This is a genomic window from Streptomyces hokutonensis (assembly GCF_000376565.1).
Taxonomy (GTDB): domain Bacteria; phylum Actinomycetota; class Actinomycetes; order Streptomycetales; family Streptomycetaceae; genus Streptomyces; species Streptomyces hokutonensis.
This window is the reverse complement of sequence record NZ_BARG01000119.1, coordinates 13,430-32,349: the sequence shown is the minus strand read 5'-3', so window position 1 is coordinate 32,349 and position 18,920 is coordinate 13,430. Positions and strand designations below refer to the sequence as shown.

The window sequence follows — 18,920 nt, the reverse complement described above, 5'->3', positions numbered from 1 at the left end:
GGCGGTGGTCTTGGACTGGTTGAGCGCGCTGGTGATCTTCCGCAGGGCCTGGCTCATCAGACGGGCCTGCAGACCGACGTGGCTGTCACCCATCTCGCCCTCGATCTCCGCGCGCGGGACGAGTGCCGCGACGGAGTCGATGACGATGAGGTCGAGGGCGCCGGAGCGGACCAGCATGTCCACGATCTCCAGGGCCTGCTCGCCGTTGTCCGGCTGGGACAGGATCAGGTTGTCGATGTCGACGCCGAGCTTCTTCGCGTACTCGGGGTCGAGGGCGTGCTCCGCGTCCACGAACGCGACCTGGCCGCCGGCCCGCTGGGCGTTCGCCACCGCGTGCAGGGTCAGGGTCGTCTTGCCGGAGGACTCCGGGCCGTAGACCTCCACCACTCGGCCGCGCGGCAGGCCGCCGACACCGAGGGCGACGTCGAGTGCGGTCGACCCGGTGGGGATGACCTCGATGGGCTCGTTCGGCCGCTCGCCCAGGCGCATCACCGCGCCCTTGCCGAACTGCCGTTCAATCTGTGCGAGAGCGGCGTCCAGTGCCTTCTCGCGGTCGGTTCCTGCCATGGGTTCCACCCGATTTGCTTGAGTCGATCGCTTCACGTCAAAGACGCTAACGCCTGCCACTGACAATGCGCCCCGACGCCCGTCCGGCCTGTGGATAACTCGGGCACTTCACCATCAAAAGCCTGCCGAAATGCCCGTCATGGCCTCGCCGGAGCCTCCATAAGAATGGATGTTCGATTTTCGTGTCAAGCGCACCACGCGGCACTCACGTCATCTACGCCGTCCGGCAACACTGCCGCGACCGACAGCCTGGGTTGACCTTGTCTCAGGGGCAGGCCCGACTCTTCCGGTCATGAACAGTGATGACGATGTCCTCCTCACGGAGCAGCTGGCCTACTACCGCGCGGCGGCGGCCGAGTACGACCGCCCCTATACGGAACGGGAGGAGCTGCGGCGGCTGCCGGCCGTGGTCGACGATCTTCCGATCGGCGAAGACGTGCTGGAGCTGGCCTGCGGAACGGGGCAGTGGACCGTGAGACTCGCCGCCCGGGCCCGGTCGGTGACGGCCGTCGACGCGGCGGCCGAGGTGCTGGCCGTCGCTCGTGCGCGCGTGCCCTTCCCCAACGTCCGGTTCCTTCAGGCCGACCTGTTCACATGGCGGCCGTCGCGGCGCTACGACACGGTGTTCTTCGCCTTCTGGCTCTCCCACGTTCCGCCGACGCGGTTGTCCGAGTTCTGGAGCACCGTCGCCGCCATGCTCGCGCCGGGCGGTAGAGCGATCTTCGTCGACGACGGACCGGCTGCTGTCGCGGACGAGGACGGTGTAACGGACGGGCCTGTCCCCACGGTGCTGCGCCGACTCGACGACGGCCGTCAGTACCGCGTGGTGAAGGTGTTCCACGACGCCCGGACCCTCACGGAAAACCTCACAGCCCTGGGCTGGACGGCCCGCGTCCGGTCCCTGGAGGGAAGCATCGTCGGCATCGCGGAACCACCGGCGGACCCCGTCTGACCCGGCGTATTCCTCAGGGAGCCCTACTTCCGTCGGCGTACGGCTGGTGTCTTCGGCCGTACGACGACTGCGCGGCGAGTTCCCGCGAGGCTCGGGCCATGACCCGGGCCCTGAAGAACCACGTACGTCCCGCCGAGCGTCTCTGTCATGCGACCGGTGCCCTGCTGATCGTCTCCGGGCTGGTGCACCTGGTGGTGTTCGCGGTCGACGGCGGCCCCTGGTACGGGCCCGTCTCCTGGCGCAAGCCCGTCACGTTCGGGCTCTCCTTCGGGGCGACGCTGATCGCGGTCACCTGGGTGACGTCGTATCTGCGTGTCGGGGCCAGGCTGTGCACCGTGCTGCTCGTCGTGTTCGCCGCCGACTGTGTGGTGGAGGTCGGCGGCATCACCCTTCAGGCGTGGCGCCGGGTGCCGTCGCACCTTGACATGGAGACGCCCTTCGACACGGTGGTGTCCATGACGCTCGCGGTGGGCGGCGGTGTCCTCGTGGTGGTGCTCACCGTGTTCGCGGTGGCGTCCTTCCGGCACCGGCCGACGGGTCCCACGGGGATGGCGTTCGCGGTGCGTTCCGGGTTCGCGATCCTGCTCGTCGCGCTGGCCTCGGGCGCCGCGATGATCGCGCGCGGGGTGGTCCTCGCCCGGACCGGTCACCAGGAGGCCGCGTACCACTCGACGGCCCCGCTCAAGCCGTTGCACGGGGTGAGCCTGCACGCCGTCCTGGTCCTGCCGGCCCTGGCCTGGCTGCTGTCCCGCACGTCCTGGAGCGAGACGGCACGGCTGCGGACCGTGGCGGTGGCGGTCGGCTGCTACGTCGTCGCGGTGGCCGGGGCGGGAGTGTGGGCGGTGTTCACGTACTGACCGCGACGCCCCATTGTTCTCGCCGGACCATCCCTCAGGAGGAGCCGTCTCCGGAGTCCCTCGGCTCGGAATCGGTGGACCCGGAGTCCCTTCGGCCGGAGTCGGTCGACCCGGAATCAGTCGGTCCAGGGTCGGTCGCCCCGGAATCAGCTCGTCCGGCGTCGTTCTCTCCGGAGTCGGTGGCCTCGGAATCGGCTGTCCCGGCAGAGTCGGCCGCCGTGTGCTCCGTAGTCCCCGACCGCCGCTCCCACAACCCCCGCGCGCGGGTCAGCAGACCGGGCCCACCGGACCCTCGGGTGGTCCGGTGCCCCTGCACCCGGGGATCGTCCGTGACGGCGTACCGCTTCACGTACGCCCCGAGGAACGCCTGAAGCGTGGCCACGGCCGGGATGGAGATCAGCGCGCCCACGGCACCCAGGAGCGCGGTGCCCGCGATGACCGAGCCGAAGGCGACCGCGGGGTGGATGTCGACGGTCTTCGCGGTCAGCTTGGGCTGGAGCATGTAGTTCTCGAACTGCTGGTAGACCACGACGAAGATCAGCACCCACAGGGCGTACCAGGGGTCGACCGTGAAGGCGATCAGCATGGGCAGGGCGCCCGCGAGATACGTGCCGATGGTCGGGATGAACTGGGAGACCAGGCCCACCCAGACGGCGAGCACGGGCGCGTACGGGATGCCCAGCGCCTGCAGCAGGATGTAGTGCGCCACTCCGGAGACCAGCGCCATCAGACCGCGGGAGTATATGTAGCCGCCGGTCTTGTCGACGGCGATCTCCCACGCGCGCAGCACCTCGACCTGCCGGGCGGGCGGCAGCACGGAGCACAGCGCGCGCCGCAGGCGCGGTCCGTCGGCGGCGAAGTAGAACGAGAACAGGCCGATCGTCAGCAGCTGGAAGAGGCCGCCGAGAACCTGGGTGGACACGTCCAGCACGCCGGTGGCGCTGTTCTGCACGTACTTGCGCAGCCAGTCGGAGTGGAGCAGCCCCTCCTGGATGTCGACCCGTCTCAGGTCGGTGTGGAAGTGCCCGTTGACCCAGTTGATGACGGAGTCGAGGTAGTCCGGGAAGTCCTCGATCATCTTGATGATCTGTCCGGCGAGCATCGAGCCGAGCAGGGTGACGAACCCGGCGCTCACGATCAGCAGACCGAGGAAGACCAGGAAGGTGGCCAGCCCCCGGCGCATGCCGTAGGTGGACATCCGGCTCACCGCGGGCTCGATGGCGAGAGCCAGGAAGAACGCGATGAGGATGTTGATCAGCAGCCCGATGAGCTGGTGGAAGGCCCAACTGCCCAGCTGGAACACGGCGACGAGGGCGAGCGCAAGCACCATGGCGCGCGGCAGCCAGCGCGGCATGCCGGTGCCCGGCGCGGCGCCGTCGGCCGGGGGCCGGGTCGGCGGCGTCGTACCGGACGGGGATGCCTGCGGGGCGTCGGGCCCGCTCTCGTCAGTGGATGCCACGGAGCAAGTCTCGCCTACGTCACTGACAACCGGTCACCGTCGTCGATCTTCGTGACCGATCAGCGACTTTCCTGCGGAACGTTCATGACCGCGCAGACCACGCGCCACACGTCCTTGGCCTCCCAGCCCGCGTCCAGCGCCTCGTGCACCGTCCGCCCGCCGAGCTCCGTCATCACGTGATCGCGCGCGAAGCTCTCGGCGTATCCCGCGCCGAAGTGCTCCGTCATCCGCTGCCAGAAGACCGTCAACCGCATGACACCAGTATCCCGCCCCTGAGAGTGGGCCCGGGCCGGGACCGCCTGCCGAGACCGCTTTCCGTCCTACGGTCTGACGCATGGCCGAAACAGGAGCATCCCCACTCCCCCCGACGCCCCCGGCGCACTCCCCGCTCTTCCGCGCCGAGCACTTCGTCTGGCTCACCGCGCGCGTGCTGGAGCAGCGCCTCTTCGCGTACCACTTCCTCAACGGCGAAGCCGATCCGGTGGAGACCGCGCTGGACGCGTACCGCAATGAGGACGGCGGGTACGGGCACGCGCTGGAACCCGATCTGCGCGGCCCGGTGAGCCAGCCGCTGCACACCGGTCACGCCCTTCGCGTCCTGGACTCCGTCGGGCGCTGCGGCGGGCAGCGGGTGGAACGCGTGTGCCGCTATCTGACCTCGGTCTCCACGGCCGACGGCGCGCTGCCGGCGATCCTTCCCGCCCAGCGCGGCTATCCGACGGCGCCGTTCGTGCCGGTCGTGGACGACCCGCCCAGTGAACTCCTGGCCACCGGGCCGGTGGTGGGCCTGCTGCACCGCAACGAGGTGTGGCACGCCTGGCTGTTCCGGGCCACCGACTTCTGCTGGCAGGCCGTCGACTCCCTGGAGAAGTCGCACCCCTACGAGATCGAGGCCGCCGTCGCCTTCCTGGACTCGGCGCCCGACCGCCCGCGCGCGGAGGCCGCCGCCGACCGGCTCGGCCGCCTGGTGCGCGAAAACCGCCTCGCCGCCCTGGACCCGGAGCACCTGGAGGACTACCCGGTCGCCCCCGGATACGCGCCGGGCGAGCACCACTTCCCGTACGACTACGCGAAGACGCCGAGCTCCCTCGCGCGCGCGTGGTTCACGGACGACGAGATGGCCCGCTCCCTGGACCATCTGTCGGCCGGCCAGCAGGAGGACGGCGGCTGGCCCATCCGCTGGCGCCAGTGGGCGCCGGGCATCGCCCTGGAGGCACGCCCCATGGTGACGATCCAGGCCCTGCGCACCCTGAAGGCGTACGGCCGCTCCATCGGCTGACTCCGGGGCCGCCTCAGCCGCCCAGGGCCCGCACACCCGCCGTCACCAGCACGGCCGCCGCGACGACGAGCAGGAAGGGTGCCCGCAGCACCAGCGCCACGGCGGCCGCCGCGAGCCCGGCGGCCCGGGCGTCGAGTACGAGCACGTGCCCGTCGGCGAAGGTCTGCTGGGCCGTGAGCGCGGCGAGGAGGGCGACCGGCAGCAGGGCGGCGAGCCGCCTCACCAGCGGCCGCTCGAGCGCGCCCGCAGGCACGAGCAGACCGGCGAGCTTGACGACGTAGCAGCCGAGGGCGGTCGCCGCGATCGCGATCCAGACGGTCAACGGTCTTCCTCCTGTGCGTCGTTGCGTGTGCCGGTCTGCCGACGGCCCGCTACGTAGAGGGCGATCGGCGCCGCGAGAGCGGCCGCCAGGACCGGCACACCGGCCGGCAGTACGGGCAGCAGACCCAGTCCCAGCAGGACCGCGAGCGCGGCGACGGCCCGCTCGATGATGGTCCTGAGCATGGGAGCGAGCAGCGCCAGGAAGACGGCGGGCCCGGCCGCGTCGAGACCCCATGCCTCGGTGTCCCCGATGGCCTTGGCACCCAGCGCGCCCAGCAGCGTGGTGAGGTTCCACAGCAGGTACAGGCTGAGCCCGGTGACGGTGAACCCGATCCGCGCGGCGCGCCGCGTGGGCTGCGCGAGGGTGACGGCCGTCGTCTCGTCGATGACCCACTGGGCGGCGAAAGGACGCACCGCGCGCGGGAGGGCCAGCAACTGCGAGAGGCGCAGCCCGTAGAAGGTGTTGCGCACGCCCAGGAAGAAGGCTCCCGCCGCCGCGGTGAGCGGATTGCCGCCGGCCGCGAGCGCTCCCACCAGCGCGAACTGGGATGCGCCGGTGAACACCAGGAGGCTGAGGGCGCAGGTCTGCAGCAGGGTGAGCCCGCCACCGGCCGAGGTCACCCCGAAGGCGAACCCCGACAGCCCTACGGCGACCCCGACTCCGAGGGCGTCCCGTACGACGGTGGAGTCCGGCTTGCTCCCAGCCTCTTCTCCTCCCCCTCGGGTGCGTATGTCGTCTGAAGCGATCTGTTCTGGCACACGTCGGACGGTAGGAGGAGTCGCCGCCCCGCGTCTTGTACGTTCTTGCGCTCCCGCTGGTACGCGCCCGGGGGCACGCCCACGATCCGGGCGAAGTGCCGGTTGAGGTGCGGCTGGTCCGTGAACCCGACGGCGACGGCGGCATCCGCGGGCGCCGTACCCGAGTCCAGGAGCTGCCGTGCCCGGCGCACCCGGGCGTCGGTCAGCCAGGTGTGGGGCGGCATCCCGTAGGCACCCCGGAACGCGCGCAGCAGCGCGAACGGACTGGTCCCCAGGTCGCCGGCGAGCGCCTCCAAGGTGGGCGGATCCACCATCCGGTCCTCCAGCACGGCACGCGCGCGTGCGGCCACCCGGCCACCCGCCGTGGGCACGGCGCGCTGGGGCAGCGATCCGCCGTTCAGCCGGAGCAGCCTGGTGACGGCGACCCGCAACAGGGTGTCGGCGGCGAGCGCGTTGCCCTCGTCGGCCGCGCGCAGGATCTGGTGGACCAGCCCGACGGTGTAGGGGTCGTCGAGCACGGGACTGGCGAACCCGGGGGTGCCGCGGATGGAGGTGGTCTCGGCGGCTATCGCGGCCACCACCTCGGGCGACGGGTAGACGGCCGCGTACCGCCAGCCCTCGGGAACGCCCGCCCGGCCGGTGTGCGGAGTGTCCGGATTCACCAGCGCGAGCGCTCCCGCCCCGGCGGACACCTCGGCACCGCCGTGCTGGAAGACGTCGACGCCGTCCGCGATGGCGGCGATGACGAAGTGCTCGTGCGTGTGCCGTACGAACGTCTTGCTGATGTACCGGGCGCGCAGCAGGTCGACCCCGGGCAGCTCCGTGTACCGCCAGTGCCTCGCCCGCTCGCCCGAACCCGCCATACGGCCATTCTCCGCCACGGCGGCCCGTGGGTGCCGAATCGTTCATTCGAGCCATCGCCGGAGAATTCCCGCAGGTCAGACGCATTGTCAGTGGTCGGGTGCAGGATGGACGCATGGTCAGCTCCGCACACCGAGCCCTCGACGGCTTCTCCCCCGCGACCCGCGGCTGGTTCACGGGGGCGTTCTCCGCGCCCACCGCGGCCCAGGCGGGCGCGTGGCGGGCCATCGGCGAGGGCTCGGACGTGCTGGTGGTCGCCCCGACCGGTTCCGGCAAGACCCTGGCCGCCTTCCTCGCCGCGCTGGACCAGCTCGCCGCGACACCCCCGCCCGCCGACCCGAAGAAGCGCTGCCGCGTCCTGTACGTGTCCCCGCTGAAGGCCCTCGCGGTCGACGTGGAGCGCAACCTCCGCAGCCCGCTTACCGGCATCCGCCAGGAATCCGTGCGCCTGGGTCTTCCGGAGCCCGAGGTCAAGGTCGGCATCCGCTCCGGCGACACCCCGCCCGCCGAGCGCCGTGCCCTGTCCACGCGCCCGCCGGACATCCTGATCACCACCCCGGAGTCCCTGTTCCTGATGCTGACGTCGGCCACGCGTGACGCGCTGACCGGCATCGAGACGGTGATCCTGGACGAGGTGCACGCGGTCGCGGGCACCAAGCGGGGCGCGCATCTCGCGCTGTCCCTGGAGCGGCTGGACGAGCTGCTGCCGAGGCCGGCCCGCCGTATCGGCCTGTCGGCGACCGTGCGCCCGGTCGACGAGGTCGCCCGCTATCTCTCCCCTCGCGGCAAGGTGGAGATCGTCCAGCCGAAGTCGGGCAAGGAGTTCGACCTCTCCGTGGTCGTCCCGGTCGAGGATCTGGGCGAGTTGGGCGGCTCCCCGGTGGCCGACGGCAGCGAGGGCGCGGAGAAGCCCTCGATCTGGCCGCATGTCGAGGAGCGCATCACCGACCTCGTCCAGGCCCATCGTTCAACGATCGTGTTCGCCAACTCCCGCCGCCTCGCGGAGCGTCTGTGCAACCGGCTCAACGAGATCGCCTACGAGCGGGCGACCGGAGAGCCCCTGGACGAGCATCACGCACCGGCCGAGCTGATGGGCGGCTCCGGCGCGGCGCAGGGTGCGCCCCCGGTCATCGCGCGCGCCCACCACGGCTCGGTCTCCAAGGAGCAGCGCGCCCAGGTCGAGGAGGACCTCAAGGCGGGCCGACTGCCCGCCGTGGTCGCCACGTCCAGCCTGGAGCTGGGCATCGACATGGGCGCCGTCGATCTGGTCATCCAGGTGGAGTCCCCACCGTCCGTGGCCTCCGGCCTCCAACGTGTCGGCCGCGCGGGACACCAGGTCGGCGCGGTCTCCACGGGCGTGGTCTTCCCGAAGTACCGGGGTGACCTCGTCCAGGCCGCCGTGGTCACCGAGCGGATGCGCAGCGGCTCCATCGAGTCCCTGAAGGTCCCCGCCAACCCCCTGGACGTCCTCGCCCAGCAGCTCGTGGCGATGACGGCACTGGACACCTGGCAGGTCGACGACCTGCTCGCCACGGTCCGCCGCGCCGCGCCCTTCGCCTCCCTCCCGGAGTCGGCGTTCACGGCCGTGCTGGACATGCTCGCGGGCCGCTATCCGTCCGACGCCTTCGCGGAGTTGCGCCCGCGCGTGGTGTGGGACCGCATCGCCGGCACGATCACCGGCCGCCCCGGCGCGCAGCGTCTCGCCGTCACCTCCGGGGGCACGATCCCCGACCGCGGTCTCTTCGGGGTCTTCCTCGCGGGTGCCGATCCCAAGAAGGGGGGCGGCCGGGTCGGCGAGCTGGACGAGGAGATGGTCTACGAGTCGCGGGTGGGCGATGTCTTCACCCTCGGCACCAGCTCCTGGCGGATCGAGGACATCACCCGCGACCGCGTCCTGGTCTCCCCCGCGCCGGGCGTCCCGGGCCGGCTCCCCTTCTGGAAGGGCGACCAGCTGGGACGCCCGCTCGAACTGGGCCGCGCGGTGGGCGCGTTCCTCCGCGAGGTCGGCTCCCAGCCCAAGGAGGACGCCCGACTGCGCCTTCTCGCCGCGGGCCTCGACGCCTGGGCCGCGGAGAACGTGCTGTCGTACCTGGCCGAACAGCGAGAGGCCTGCGGCCACATCCCGGACGACCGCACGATCGTCGTGGAGCGCTTCCGCGACGAGCTCGGCGACTGGCGTGTGGTCATCCACTCCCCCTTCGGCGCCCAGGTCCACGCCCCCTGGGCACTCGCCCTCGGCGCCCGTCTCTCCGAGCGCTACGGCATGGACGCCCAGGTGATGCACGCAGACGACGGCATCGTCCTGAGGTTGCCCGACGCCGACCTGATGGGCCTGGACCTGCTCGACCGGGAACCCATGAAAGCCGGCACGGAGTACGACGCCGACCAGGCCCCCGTGGGCGCGGCGGACGTCGCCTTCGACAAGGGCGAGGTCGATCAGATCGTCACCGACCAGGTCGGCGGCTCGGCCCTGTTCGCGGCCCGCTTCCGCGAGTGCGCCGCCCGCGCGCTGCTGCTGCCGCGCCGCAACCCCGGCAAGCGCACCCCGCTGTGGCAGCAGCGCCAGCGGGCGGCCCAACTGCTCCAGGTGGCAAGCGAGTTCGGCTCGTTCCCGATCGTCCTGGAGGCGGTCCGCGAATGCCTCCAGGACGTCTTCGACGTCCCGGGCCTCACCGAGCTGATGGGCGACCTGGAGTCCCGCAAGGTGCGCCTCGTCGAGGTCACCACCCCCGAGCCGTCCCCCTTCGCCCGCTCCCTCCTCTTCGGGTACGTCGCCCAGTTCCTGTACGAGGGAGACTCCCCGCTCGCCGAACGCCGCGCCGCCGCCCTGTCCCTCGACTCCCGGCTGCTGGCCGAGCTGCTCGGCCAGGCGGAGCTGCGTGAACTCCTCGACGCCGAAGTGCTCACCGAGCTGGAGCGCGAGCTCCAGTGGCTCACCGAGGACCGCCGCATCAAGGACGCCGAGGGCGTCGCCGACCTGCTGCGGATGCTCGGCCCGCTCACCGACGCCGAGTTGGCAGAGCGGGGCGCAGCACCGCAGTGGGCCCACGACCTCGCTTCCGCGCGGCGCGCGATCCGGGTCCGTATCGGCGGCACCGACCACTGGGCGGCGATCGAGGACGCCGGCCGACTGCGCGACGCACTCGGCACGGCGCTGCCCGTCGGTGTCCCGGAGGCGTTCACCGAACCGGTCAAGGACCCGCTCGGCGACCTCCTCGCACGCCATGCCCGCACCCACGGCCCGTTCACGTCTGCCACGGCGGCCGCCCGCTTCGGGCTCGGCGTGGCCGTCACCGAGGGCGCGTTGCAGCGGCTCGCAGCGAACGGCCGTGTCGTACAAGGGGAGTTCCACCCGGCCGGCATCGGTCAGGAGTGGTGCGACGCGACGGTGCTGCGTCGCCTCCGCCGCCGCTCCCTGGCCGCGCTGCGGCACGAGTTGGAGCCGGTGCCGCCGGCCGCGCTCGCGCAGTTCCTCCCCCAGTGGCAGCACATCGGCAAGGGCCACGGCCTGCGCGGCGTCGACGGACTGGTGCGCGCCGTCGAGCAGTTGCAGGGCGCCTCCGTGCCCGCGTCCGCCCTGGAGAAGCTCGTCCTGCCGTCCCGCGTGGCGAACTACGCGCCCGCCATGCTCGACGAACTCACCGCAGCCGGCGAGCTGGTGTGGGCCGGCGCGGGCTCCCTCCCCGGCAAGGACGGCTGGATCTCCCTGTACCTGGCGGACGCGGCGCCCCTGCTCCTCCCGCCACCGCACCCGCTCGAACTGACAGCACTGCACCAGTCCGTCCTGGACACCCTCTCCGGCGGCTACGGCCTCTTCTTCCGCCAGATCGCCGACCAGGTCCGCGCGACCACCCACCCCGACGCCACCGATCCCCAACTGGCCGACGCCGTCTGGGACCTGGCCTGGTCCGGACGGCTCACGAACGACACGCTCACCCCCATGCGCTCCCTGCTCGGCTCCGGCCGTACGGCGGGTTCCACGGCCCACCGCGCGAAACGCACGGTCCCGCGCGGGCGCTACGGCTCCCTCACCGCCGCCGCCCGCCCCGCCTCCCGCACCGGTCCGCCGACCGTCGCCGGCCGCTGGTCCCTGCTCCCCGCCCATGAACCGGACCCCACCGTGCGCGCCCACGCCCTGGCCCGCACCCTGCTCGACCGGCACGGAGTGGTGACCCGGGGCGCGGTCGCCGCAGAGGGCGTGGAGGGCGGGTTCTCGGCGACGTACCGCATCCTGTCCGTCTTCGAGGAGAGCGGTCAGGCGCGGCGCGGCTATGTCGTGGAGGGGCTCGGCGCCGCCCAGTTCGCGATGGACGGCGCGGTGGACCGCCTCCGCGCGGTCGCCAACGCCCGCGACCGGGGCGACGATCTGCCCACACCGGACGCGACGGACAACGACCCCTACGGCTTCGGGGCCCTCGGTGGCTCCAGCGCACCGCCCTCCGGTTCCGTCGACCGCTTCGCCACCCCGACCGCCTACGACTCCCCCGCCCCGCACGGCCGACACAACACAACTGACTCCCCCGGAGTCCACGACTTCGCCGACGCCTTCGGCCCGTTCACCGACTTCGACGACCTCGACGACACGGGCACGCCGGCCGGACCCACGTCACGACACCAAGGCTCCCCCGCCTCCCACCCCCCGTCCCCGGGCGACTACATCTCGCCCCGCGACTTCCCCGCCCCGGCACCCCGGACCAACAGCACGTCCTCCTACCGCCGTCCCTCCCTCGCCACCCGGGCCGTGGTCCTGGCCGCCGCCGACCCGGCGAACGCGTACGGCGCCGCCCTCCCCTGGCCCGAGCCGCCGACCAATGCTGGGCACAAGCCGGGGCGGAAGGCCGGCTCGCTCGTCGTACTCGTCGACGGTGAGCTGACGCTGTACATGGAGCGCGGTGGCAAGACCCTGCTCGCCTGGCCCTCCGCGCCGGACACCGCGGCCACCGAAGACCCGCGCCTCCAAGGGGCCGCCGAAGCGCTCGCGGCAGCGGCCCGGGCTGGTTCGCTCGGCACGGTCACGGTGGAGCGCGTCAACGGCGCCTCGGCCCTGACCTCCCCCATCGGCACCCTTCTGGAAGGAGCGGGCTTCATCGCGACACCGCGCGGCCTGCGCCTGCGCGCATGAACCGAATGAACCGAACCGACCCTCACCGCCGCATGCCACCCTTGACCCATGCCTGAAGGCGACACCGTCTGGCAGACCGCGAAGCGCCTCCACACGGCCCTCGCGGGCAAGGCGCTGACCCGTAGCGACCTCAGGGTGCCCCAGTACGCCACGGCGGACCTCACCGGCCGCACCGTCCTGGACGTCACACCCCGGGGCAAGCACCTGCTGACCCGCATCGAGGGCGGCCTCACCCTCCACTCGCACCTGCGCATGGACGGCACCTGGCGGGTGTACGCCAACGGCCGGCGCTGGAGCGGTGGCGGCCCGGCCCACCAGATCCGCGTAATCCTCGGCACCGCCGACCGCACGGCCGTCGGCTACCGCCTCCCCGTCCTGGAACTCCTCCGCACCACCGACGAACACCGCGCCGTCGGCCACCTCGGCCCCGACCTCCTGGGCCCCGACTGGAACCCCGAGCAGGCGTTGGCCAACCTCCTCGCCGACCCCACCCGCCCCCTCGGCGAGGCCCTGCTCGACCAGCGGAACCTGGCCGGTATCGGCAACATCTACAAGAGCGAACTCTGCTTCCTCCTCGGCGCCACCCCCTGGCTCCCCATCGGCGCCCTCCCCGCCGACCGCGCCGCGAAGCTCCCCGCCATCGCCAAGCGCCTCCTGGAAGCCAACCGCGACCGCCCGGTCCGCAACACCACGAGCAACATCACGAACGGTTCCGCGCACCGCACCACGGGCGGCCCCCACAGCCCCGACCTGTTCGTCTACGGCCGCGCACCCCGCCCCTGTCTGCGCTGCGGCACCCCGATTCGCACCGCCGACCAGGGCGACGGCTCGCGCGAGCGCCCCACCTACTGGTGCCCGACCTGCCAGGTGGGACCGGCGCCGGGCACCTCCTCACCTCGCGGAACTCAGCACCGTACGACTAATTGACGACCCGTCATAAACCCTCGTACCGTCGCTGCATGCCCGTCAAGGCGTACGACCTCACCGGACGCACCGCTTTCGTCACCGGCGCCGCCAGCGGTATCGGCCGCGCGTCGGCCGTACTGCTCGCCGAGGCGGGTGCCACCGTGCACTGCGCCGACCGTGACCAGCAGGGTCTGCACGAAACGGCGACCCTGATCAAGGACAAGGGCGGCACCGCCCGCACCCACCACCTCGACGTCACCGATCGCGCGCAGGTACGGCAGGCCGTGGAATCCTGCGAGGAACTGCATGTGATGGCCGCGGTCGCCGGGATCATGCACAGCAGCACGGTGCTGGAGACCCGGGACGAGGATCTCGACCGGGTGCTGAACGTCAACTTCAAGGGTGTCCTGTACGCCTGCCAGGAGGCGGCCCGGCTGATGCTCGACCGCGACACCAGGGGCAGCATCGTCACGATGGCGTCGGGCGCGATCGACACCGGAGGGTCCGGGCTGCTCTGCTACAGCGCCGCGAAGGCGGCCGTCGTCCAGCTCACGAAGACGCTGGCGACGGAGGTCGGCCGGCACGGCATCCGCGTCAACGCCGTCGCACCGGGCTGGATCCGCACGCCCATGACCGATCACCACGAGGGCGAGGAGCAGGCCCGTACCGAGGCGCTGATGGCCCGGCTGTCGCCGCTGGGCCGGGTAGGTGAGCCGGAGGACATCGCCCAGGCCGTGCTGTATCTGGCGTCCGACGCGTCGTCGTTCACGACGGGTCAGATCCTCCGTCCGAACGGGGGTGTGGCGATGCCGTGGTAGCGAGGGACACCCGCCAAGCGTCCCTCCAGCGTCCCTGACCCACGGCTCCCGCCGCCCGCGCCTTGGGCATGCAGTGCACCGGAAGCAGACTCAGCCCCCACCCCCCGGCCGCGACCGCCCCCTCCAGCGCGCCCGCGTGCGGTGTCAGGGCGAGCCGCAGTACGGCCCACCACCACAGCGCCCCGAGTCCCAGGGCAGCCCCCCAGCGCGCTATCCGCCCCGCCATGGCCACCACCTCCAGCCGGACGCTAGACCGCCGCGGTCATCCGCGAGGAGGGCGCATCGACGGCACACGGACGCACCACCCGCCTCAACCATGACCGCACTGGGCCACACCGGCAAACGGACCGCTACGGACCCGCAAGGCGCCCGGCCGTACAAGGCGCCCGGAACGCGAAAGACCCCGACCGCACCTCTCCAGCTCTCACCGGAGAAGCCCCGGCCGGGGCCCTCAGCACATCTTCAATGCCGGTCGGCGCCGCATCGGCTAGACCGGCGTCAGCGTCACGCGGCGACCACGTCCACCGCCTCGGCGGGGGCCTTGATGGTCACCCGTTCCGGTGGCACACCGGTCACCGACACGGAACCCAGCATCGGACGTACCGACGTGGGCACGGAATCGGTGGCCGCAGCAGACTGGGCCAGCTCGGCGAGAGCGAGCTCGTCGCTCACTTCCCGCATGAGCTCGGACATCCGTACGTCCAACGCGTCGCAGATGGCGGAGAGCAGTTCAGAGGAAGCCTCCTTCTGCCCCCGCTCCACCTCGGAGAGATAGCCGAGTGAGACTCGGGCGGACGAGGAGACTTCGCGCAGAGTACGGCCCTGGCGCTGGCGCTGCCGACGCAGCACGTCACCAAGCAGGCGACGGAGCAGAATCATCGGTGGCTCCCTCCTCGGACCGCGTAGCCGCATCCTTCTCGCCCCACCGTACCGCCTTGCGCCGCGGCCGTGCGGGGAGCGATGTCGTGTTCACTCAGGGCTGCAAACATCAAAACCCCCCGTTCTGTTCCGTATCCTGTGCCCGCTCATTCCCGGTCTGTTCGCTCACGAGCCGCTCCAGAAGCAGCGCGAGTACGCTCCGTACACTCTCTCTACGAATTTCCGCCCGGCCGCCGTTCAACCGCAGCGCGGCCACTTTCCCGCCACCGGCTCCATCGGAATCCGGACCAAAGGGCCCGTCCACGGCCACGAAAACGGTGCCCACGGGCTGCCCGTCCTGGGGCTCCGGGCCCGCTACTCCGGTGGTCGCGATGCCCCAGTCGGCGCCGAGCGCCTTCCGCACACCGGCCGCCATCTGCACCGCGACCTGCGCGTCTACGGCCCCGCGCTCGGCCAGCAGGGCGGCGTCGACACCGAGCAGTTGGTGCTTCAGCTCGGTGGCGTAGGCGGTGACCGAACCGCGGAAGGCCTTGGAGGCTCCGGGCACCGATGTGATCTCCGCCGCAACCAGACCACCGGTGAGCGACTCCGCGACAGCGAGCGTCGCACCGCTCACGGTCAGTAGTCGCACCACTTCAGTGGCCGTGGAACTCACGCTTCCGTCTCCTCCGACGCCGCCATGCGCTCGGCGATTCCCTGCCTGCGCAGCACAATGGCCTGTCTCACATAGTCGAGCCCGGTCAGCACGGTCAGAATGACCGCCGCGGCCATCACCCAGAACCTCAGAGTGGCCAGCCACCCCGTGAGCGCCAGCACATACATTCCTACGGCCACGCCCTGCGTGAGCGTCTTCAGCTTGCCGCCGCGCGACGCGGGAATGACGCCGTACCGGATGACGAGAAAACGCAGCAGCGTGATCCCGAGTTCCCGGCCGAGGATGACGACGGTGACCCACCACGGAAGATCGCCGAGCGAGGACAGACAGATCAGCGCGGCGCCCATGATCGCCTTGTCGGCGATGGGGTCGGCGATCTTCCCGAAGTCGGTGACGAGGTCGTAGGTGCGCGCCAGATGGCCGTCGAACAGGTCGGTGATCATGGCGATGGCGAACGCCGCCCAGGCGAACGACCGCATCGCCGGGTCGTACCCGCCGTCGGCCAGCATCAGGGCGACGAAGCCGGGGACGAGCAGCAGCCGGAGCATGGTCAGGAAGTTGGCGATGTTCCAGACGCTCGCCTGGTTGACGGCGGCGGCGACGACCTTCGCACCGCGCGCCGGCTTCGGGCCACCGGGCACGCCCGACTCGACTTCACCGGAGGCACCAGCGGCCGAGACTCCCCCGGAGGGGACACCGCCGGAGGCACTGCCCGACATCGCGCCGGAAGGGGCGCCACCGGAGGCCGCACCGGAACCCGCGCTCGCGGGCGCGCCGTTCGCGCTGGAGGTGCCGCCCGCCGCCGATGCCGGGACTCCGGTCATCTGCCCGCCTCCTCACTACACGCGAGCGAGCCCAGGAGCGGCTCGGCCACCAGGTCGACACCTTCCGTACCGACCACCTTCGCCTCGACCATACGGCCGACGCTCAGGCCTTCGCCGCTCGTGAGGAGCACCTGGCCGTCCGTCTCCGGCGCCTGGTGCTCGCCACGGCCGTAGGCGCCGTCCTCGGAGTCCACCGACTCCACCAGCACGTGCACGGTCTCGCCGACGCGCTCCTCGGCGCGCTGCGAGACGAGTTCCTCGGCCAGCCGCGAGATGTGCGCGAGCCGCGCGTCCACGACGTCCTGGTCGAGCTTCTTGTCGTACGTCGCCGCCTCCGTGCCCTCCTCGTCGGAGTAGCCGAAGACACCGATGGCGTCCAGGCGGGCGCCGTTCAGGAAGCGCTCCAGTTCGGCGAGGTCGGCCTCGGTCTCGCCGGGGAAGCCGACGATGAAGTTCGAGCGCACGCCGGCCTGGGGGGCCTTGGAGCGGATGGTGTCGAGCAGTTCGAGGAAGCGGTCGGTGTCGCCGAAGCGGCGCATGGAGCGCAGCACGTCGGGCGCGGAGTGCTGGAAGGACAGGTCGAAGTAGGGCGCGATCTTCGGTGTCGAGGTCAGCACGTCGATGAGCCCGGGGCGCATCTCGGCCGGCTGGAGGTAGCTGACGCGCACGCGCTCCAGGCCGTCGATGTCCGCCAGTTCGGGCAGCAGCGACTCCAGAAGGCGGATGTCGCCCAGGTCCTTGCCGTAGGACGTGTTGTTCTCGGAGACCAGCATGATCTCCTTGACGCCCTGCTCGGCCAGCCAGCGCGTCTCGTTGAGTACGTCGCTGGGACGACGCGAGATGAAGGAGCCGCGGAAGGACGGGATGGCGCAGAAGGAGCAGCGCCGGTCGCAGCCGGAGGCGAGCTTCACCGAGGCGACCGGGGAGCCGTCCAGGCGGCGGCGCAGGGGCGCGCGGGGGCCCGAGGCGGGCGCGAGGCCGTCCGGGAGGTCGGCCGGGCCGTGGCCGGGCAGCGCGACGTCGGCGGCGGACTCCTGCCGCTCGGCGGGGCTGATCGGCAGCAGCTTGCGGCGGTCGCGCGGGGTGTGCGAGGCGTGGATGCCGCCGTTCAGGATGGTCTGCAGGCGGTCGGAGATGTCGGCGTAGTCGTCGAAGCCGAGCACTCCGTCGGCCTCGGGGAGCGCCTCGGCGAGCTCCTTGCCGTACCGCTCGGCCATGCAGCCCACCGCCACGACGGCCTGCGTTCTGCCGTGACCCTTGAGGTCGTTGGCTTCCAGGAGGGCGTCTACGGAGTCCTTCTTGGCGGCCTCGACGAAGCCACAGGTGTTGACGACGGCGACGTCCGCGTCCTCGGCGTCCTCCACGAGTTGCCAGCCGTCCGCCTCCAAGCGGCCTGCGAGCTCCTCCGAGTCCACCTCGTTACGGGCGCAGCCAAGAGTGACGAGTGCGACGGTACGGCGTTCAGGCATGGGCTCAAGACTACTTCGTCCCACTGACACCCCACGTCGAAGGGGTTGGCCGATCTTGGCCAACCCCTTGAGCAACCACTCCGTCGGACCGCTTATCCGACCTCGGGGTCGCCCTTCGTGTACGTGAGGCGCTCAACCGCTCCGGGCTGGAAGTCGTCCTCGATCTTCTTGCCGTTGACGTAGAGCTGGATCGCGCCAGCGTCGCCGAGGATCAGGTTGATCTTCGAGCTGTCCTGGAAGGTCTTGGACTCGCCCTTCTTGAGGAGTCCGTCGAAGAGCATCCGGCCGTTGTGGTCCTTGGCGGAGATCCAGCTGCGGCCGTCGACCGCGGTCACCTGGACCGTCACCTTGTCCTGCGGCGCCGCGGCGATGGCGCTGTCGGAGGGGTCGGACTTGGGGGTGGCGGAGTCGGTGTTCGAGGGTGTCGGCTTGGCGGGTTTGCTGGCGCTGGGCGAGGCTCCCTGGGCGACCTGCGACTTGGCGTCGCTGTCGCTGTCGCCGCCCTTGAAGGCGGTGAATCCGACGAAGCCGACCACCGCGACGATCGCGGCGACCATGGCGGCGGTCCAGTTGGGCCCGCGCCGCTCCGGACGGATGCGTTCCGCCTCGAAGAGAGGTGCGGCCGGCGTCGGGGCCGGGCGTCCGCCGTGGTCGTCGTCGTAGCGGGCGAGGAGCGGGGCGGGATCGATGTGGACGGCCTTGGCGAGGGTCCTGATGTGCCCGCGCGCGTAGACGTCACCGCCGCAGGGCGTGAAGTCGTCGGCTTCGATGGCGTGCACGATGGCGATGCGGACCCGGGTGACGCTGCTGACGTCGTCGACGGTCAGCCCGGCGGCGATACGTGCCTGCTGCAGGGCTCGGCCGACGGAAGGGCGGGCTGCTTCCTCATGACCGTCTTCGGAGCGACCGTCTTCGAACGGAGGCTCGTCTTGAGGGGAGTTGCCGATGGACACGGGGGCGCCTTTCGAGCGTGTAGCCGCCTGTGCTGGAGGTTCAGTCTAGGGGGGGTATGAAAGGGTGGGGCAACCGGGCGGTGGGACTTTGTACGCCATCGGTATGGCCGGACAGGCCGATGGCGGGCCAGACACGGACCCCGTGGTGGGAGCCCCATCTGTCCTCTCGCTCAACTTGACGTACGGCAAAGGGAAACGGTTGCCCGACGATCTCTAACGGGTGAGTCACGGCCGGTCGC

At 71.4% G+C, this 18,920-nt stretch carries 18 protein-coding genes; 6 read left to right on the top strand and 12 right to left on the bottom strand.

Features of this window, described 5'->3' with window-relative positions; translation table 11 throughout:
- On the bottom strand, positions 1-567 hold a 567-nt coding region (gene recA, locus SSP08S_RS52095; protein WP_019075595.1), incomplete at its 3' end, for a recombinase RecA.
- Positions 568-859: 292 nt separating this feature from the next.
- Between recA and SSP08S_RS52090 the strand changes: the two genes are divergently transcribed.
- Positions 860-1,519 carry a class I SAM-dependent methyltransferase gene (locus SSP08S_RS52090; RefSeq protein WP_019075594.1) on the top strand — a complete coding sequence of 220 codons (660 nt, stop codon included), beginning with the start codon at positions 860-862 and terminating at the stop codon, positions 1,517-1,519.
- Between the two features lie 98 nt (positions 1,520-1,617).
- Positions 1,618-2,376: a hypothetical protein gene (locus tag SSP08S_RS52085; protein WP_019075593.1), complete on the top strand. Its 759-nt coding sequence runs from the start codon at positions 1,618-1,620 to the stop codon at positions 2,374-2,376.
- Positions 2,377-2,410: 34 nt separating this feature from the next.
- On the opposite strand, the gene SSP08S_RS57780 is transcribed toward SSP08S_RS52085, so the two are convergent.
- Both SSP08S_RS57780 and SSP08S_RS52075 read right to left on the bottom strand, forming a co-directional pair.
- A complete protein-coding gene (locus SSP08S_RS57780) occupies positions 2,411-3,835 on the bottom strand; it encodes an AI-2E family transporter (protein ID WP_019075592.1) in 1,425 nt (474 codons plus the stop codon).
- 59 nt (positions 3,836-3,894) lie between these two features.
- Entirely contained in the window at positions 3,895-4,089 is a 195-nt protein-coding gene (locus tag SSP08S_RS52075; protein WP_019075591.1) for a DUF3046 domain-containing protein, read from the bottom strand.
- Positions 4,090-4,169: 80 nt separating this feature from the next.
- Between SSP08S_RS52075 and SSP08S_RS52070 the strand changes: the two genes are divergently transcribed.
- Positions 4,170-5,114 carry a hypothetical protein gene (locus SSP08S_RS52070; RefSeq protein WP_019075590.1) on the top strand — a complete coding sequence of 315 codons (945 nt, stop codon included), beginning with the start codon at positions 4,170-4,172 and terminating at the stop codon, positions 5,112-5,114.
- Between the two features lie 13 nt (positions 5,115-5,127).
- On the opposite strand, the gene SSP08S_RS52065 is transcribed toward SSP08S_RS52070, so the two are convergent.
- Genes SSP08S_RS52065 through SSP08S_RS52055 form a run of 3 tightly spaced genes read right to left on the bottom strand, consistent with a single transcriptional unit; the run spans position 5,128 to position 7,057 of the window.
- Positions 5,128-5,436 (bottom strand): AzlD domain-containing protein, encoded by a 309-nt coding sequence (locus tag SSP08S_RS52065; protein WP_019075589.1) that lies wholly within the window; start codon positions 5,434-5,436, stop codon positions 5,128-5,130.
- Entirely contained in the window at positions 5,433-6,194 is a 762-nt protein-coding gene (locus SSP08S_RS52060) for an AzlC family ABC transporter permease (RefSeq protein ID WP_439654610.1), read from the bottom strand. Before SSP08S_RS52060 ends, SSP08S_RS52065 begins: the two co-directional genes overlap by 4 nt.
- Entirely contained in the window at positions 6,080-7,057 is a 978-nt protein-coding gene (locus SSP08S_RS52055) for an AraC family transcriptional regulator (protein ID WP_019075587.1), read from the bottom strand. The genes SSP08S_RS52060 and SSP08S_RS52055 overlap by 115 nt, the downstream gene beginning before the upstream one ends.
- Before the next feature lie 113 nt (positions 7,058-7,170).
- Here SSP08S_RS52055 and SSP08S_RS52050 point away from each other — a divergent pair, with 113 nt between their 5' ends.
- The 3 genes from SSP08S_RS52050 to SSP08S_RS52040 are packed head-to-tail and all read left to right on the top strand — an operon-like array spanning position 7,171 to position 13,901.
- The gene (locus SSP08S_RS52050; RefSeq protein WP_019075586.1) at positions 7,171-12,177 is read left to right on the top strand and encodes an ATP-dependent helicase; all 5,007 of its coding nucleotides are present in this window, start codon (positions 7,171-7,173) and stop codon (positions 12,175-12,177) included.
- A gap of 48 nt (positions 12,178-12,225) precedes the next feature.
- Positions 12,226-13,104 carry an Fpg/Nei family DNA glycosylase gene (locus SSP08S_RS52045; protein WP_019075585.1) on the top strand — a complete coding sequence of 293 codons (879 nt, stop codon included), beginning with the start codon at positions 12,226-12,228 and terminating at the stop codon, positions 13,102-13,104.
- Between the two features lie 32 nt (positions 13,105-13,136).
- Complete coding sequence (locus SSP08S_RS52040) at positions 13,137-13,901, top strand: SDR family NAD(P)-dependent oxidoreductase (RefSeq protein ID WP_019075584.1); 765 nt, start codon at positions 13,137-13,139, stop codon at positions 13,899-13,901.
- Here SSP08S_RS52040 and SSP08S_RS64055 read toward each other — a convergent pair.
- From SSP08S_RS64055 to SSP08S_RS52015, 6 genes are all read right to left on the bottom strand, one after another.
- Positions 13,849-14,127, bottom strand: a complete 279-nt coding sequence (locus SSP08S_RS64055) for a hypothetical protein (RefSeq protein WP_078532885.1) — start codon at positions 14,125-14,127, stop codon at positions 13,849-13,851. The two genes, SSP08S_RS52040 and SSP08S_RS64055, sit on opposite strands and share 53 nt — an antisense overlap.
- Before the next feature lie 278 nt (positions 14,128-14,405).
- The gene (locus SSP08S_RS52035) at positions 14,406-14,780 is read right to left on the bottom strand and encodes a helix-turn-helix domain-containing protein (protein WP_019075583.1); all 375 of its coding nucleotides are present in this window, start codon (positions 14,778-14,780) and stop codon (positions 14,406-14,408) included.
- A gap of 109 nt (positions 14,781-14,889) precedes the next feature.
- Positions 14,890-15,435: a CinA family protein gene (locus SSP08S_RS52030; protein WP_019075582.1), complete on the bottom strand. Its 546-nt coding sequence runs from the start codon at positions 15,433-15,435 to the stop codon at positions 14,890-14,892.
- On the bottom strand, positions 15,432-16,259 hold the full coding sequence (pgsA, locus tag SSP08S_RS52025; RefSeq protein WP_019075581.1) for a CDP-diacylglycerol--glycerol-3-phosphate 3-phosphatidyltransferase: 828 nt from the start codon (positions 16,257-16,259) through the stop codon (positions 15,432-15,434). Before pgsA ends, SSP08S_RS52030 begins: the two co-directional genes overlap by 4 nt.
- Positions 16,256-17,728, bottom strand: a complete 1,473-nt coding sequence (rimO, locus tag SSP08S_RS52020; RefSeq protein WP_026179567.1) for a 30S ribosomal protein S12 methylthiotransferase RimO — start codon at positions 17,726-17,728, stop codon at positions 16,256-16,258. The genes pgsA and rimO overlap by 4 nt, the downstream gene beginning before the upstream one ends.
- A gap of 92 nt (positions 17,729-17,820) precedes the next feature.
- Positions 17,821-18,681 (bottom strand): helix-turn-helix domain-containing protein, encoded by an 861-nt coding sequence (locus SSP08S_RS52015; RefSeq protein ID WP_019075579.1) that lies wholly within the window; start codon positions 18,679-18,681, stop codon positions 17,821-17,823.
- Between the last annotated feature and the right edge of the window lie 239 nt (positions 18,682-18,920).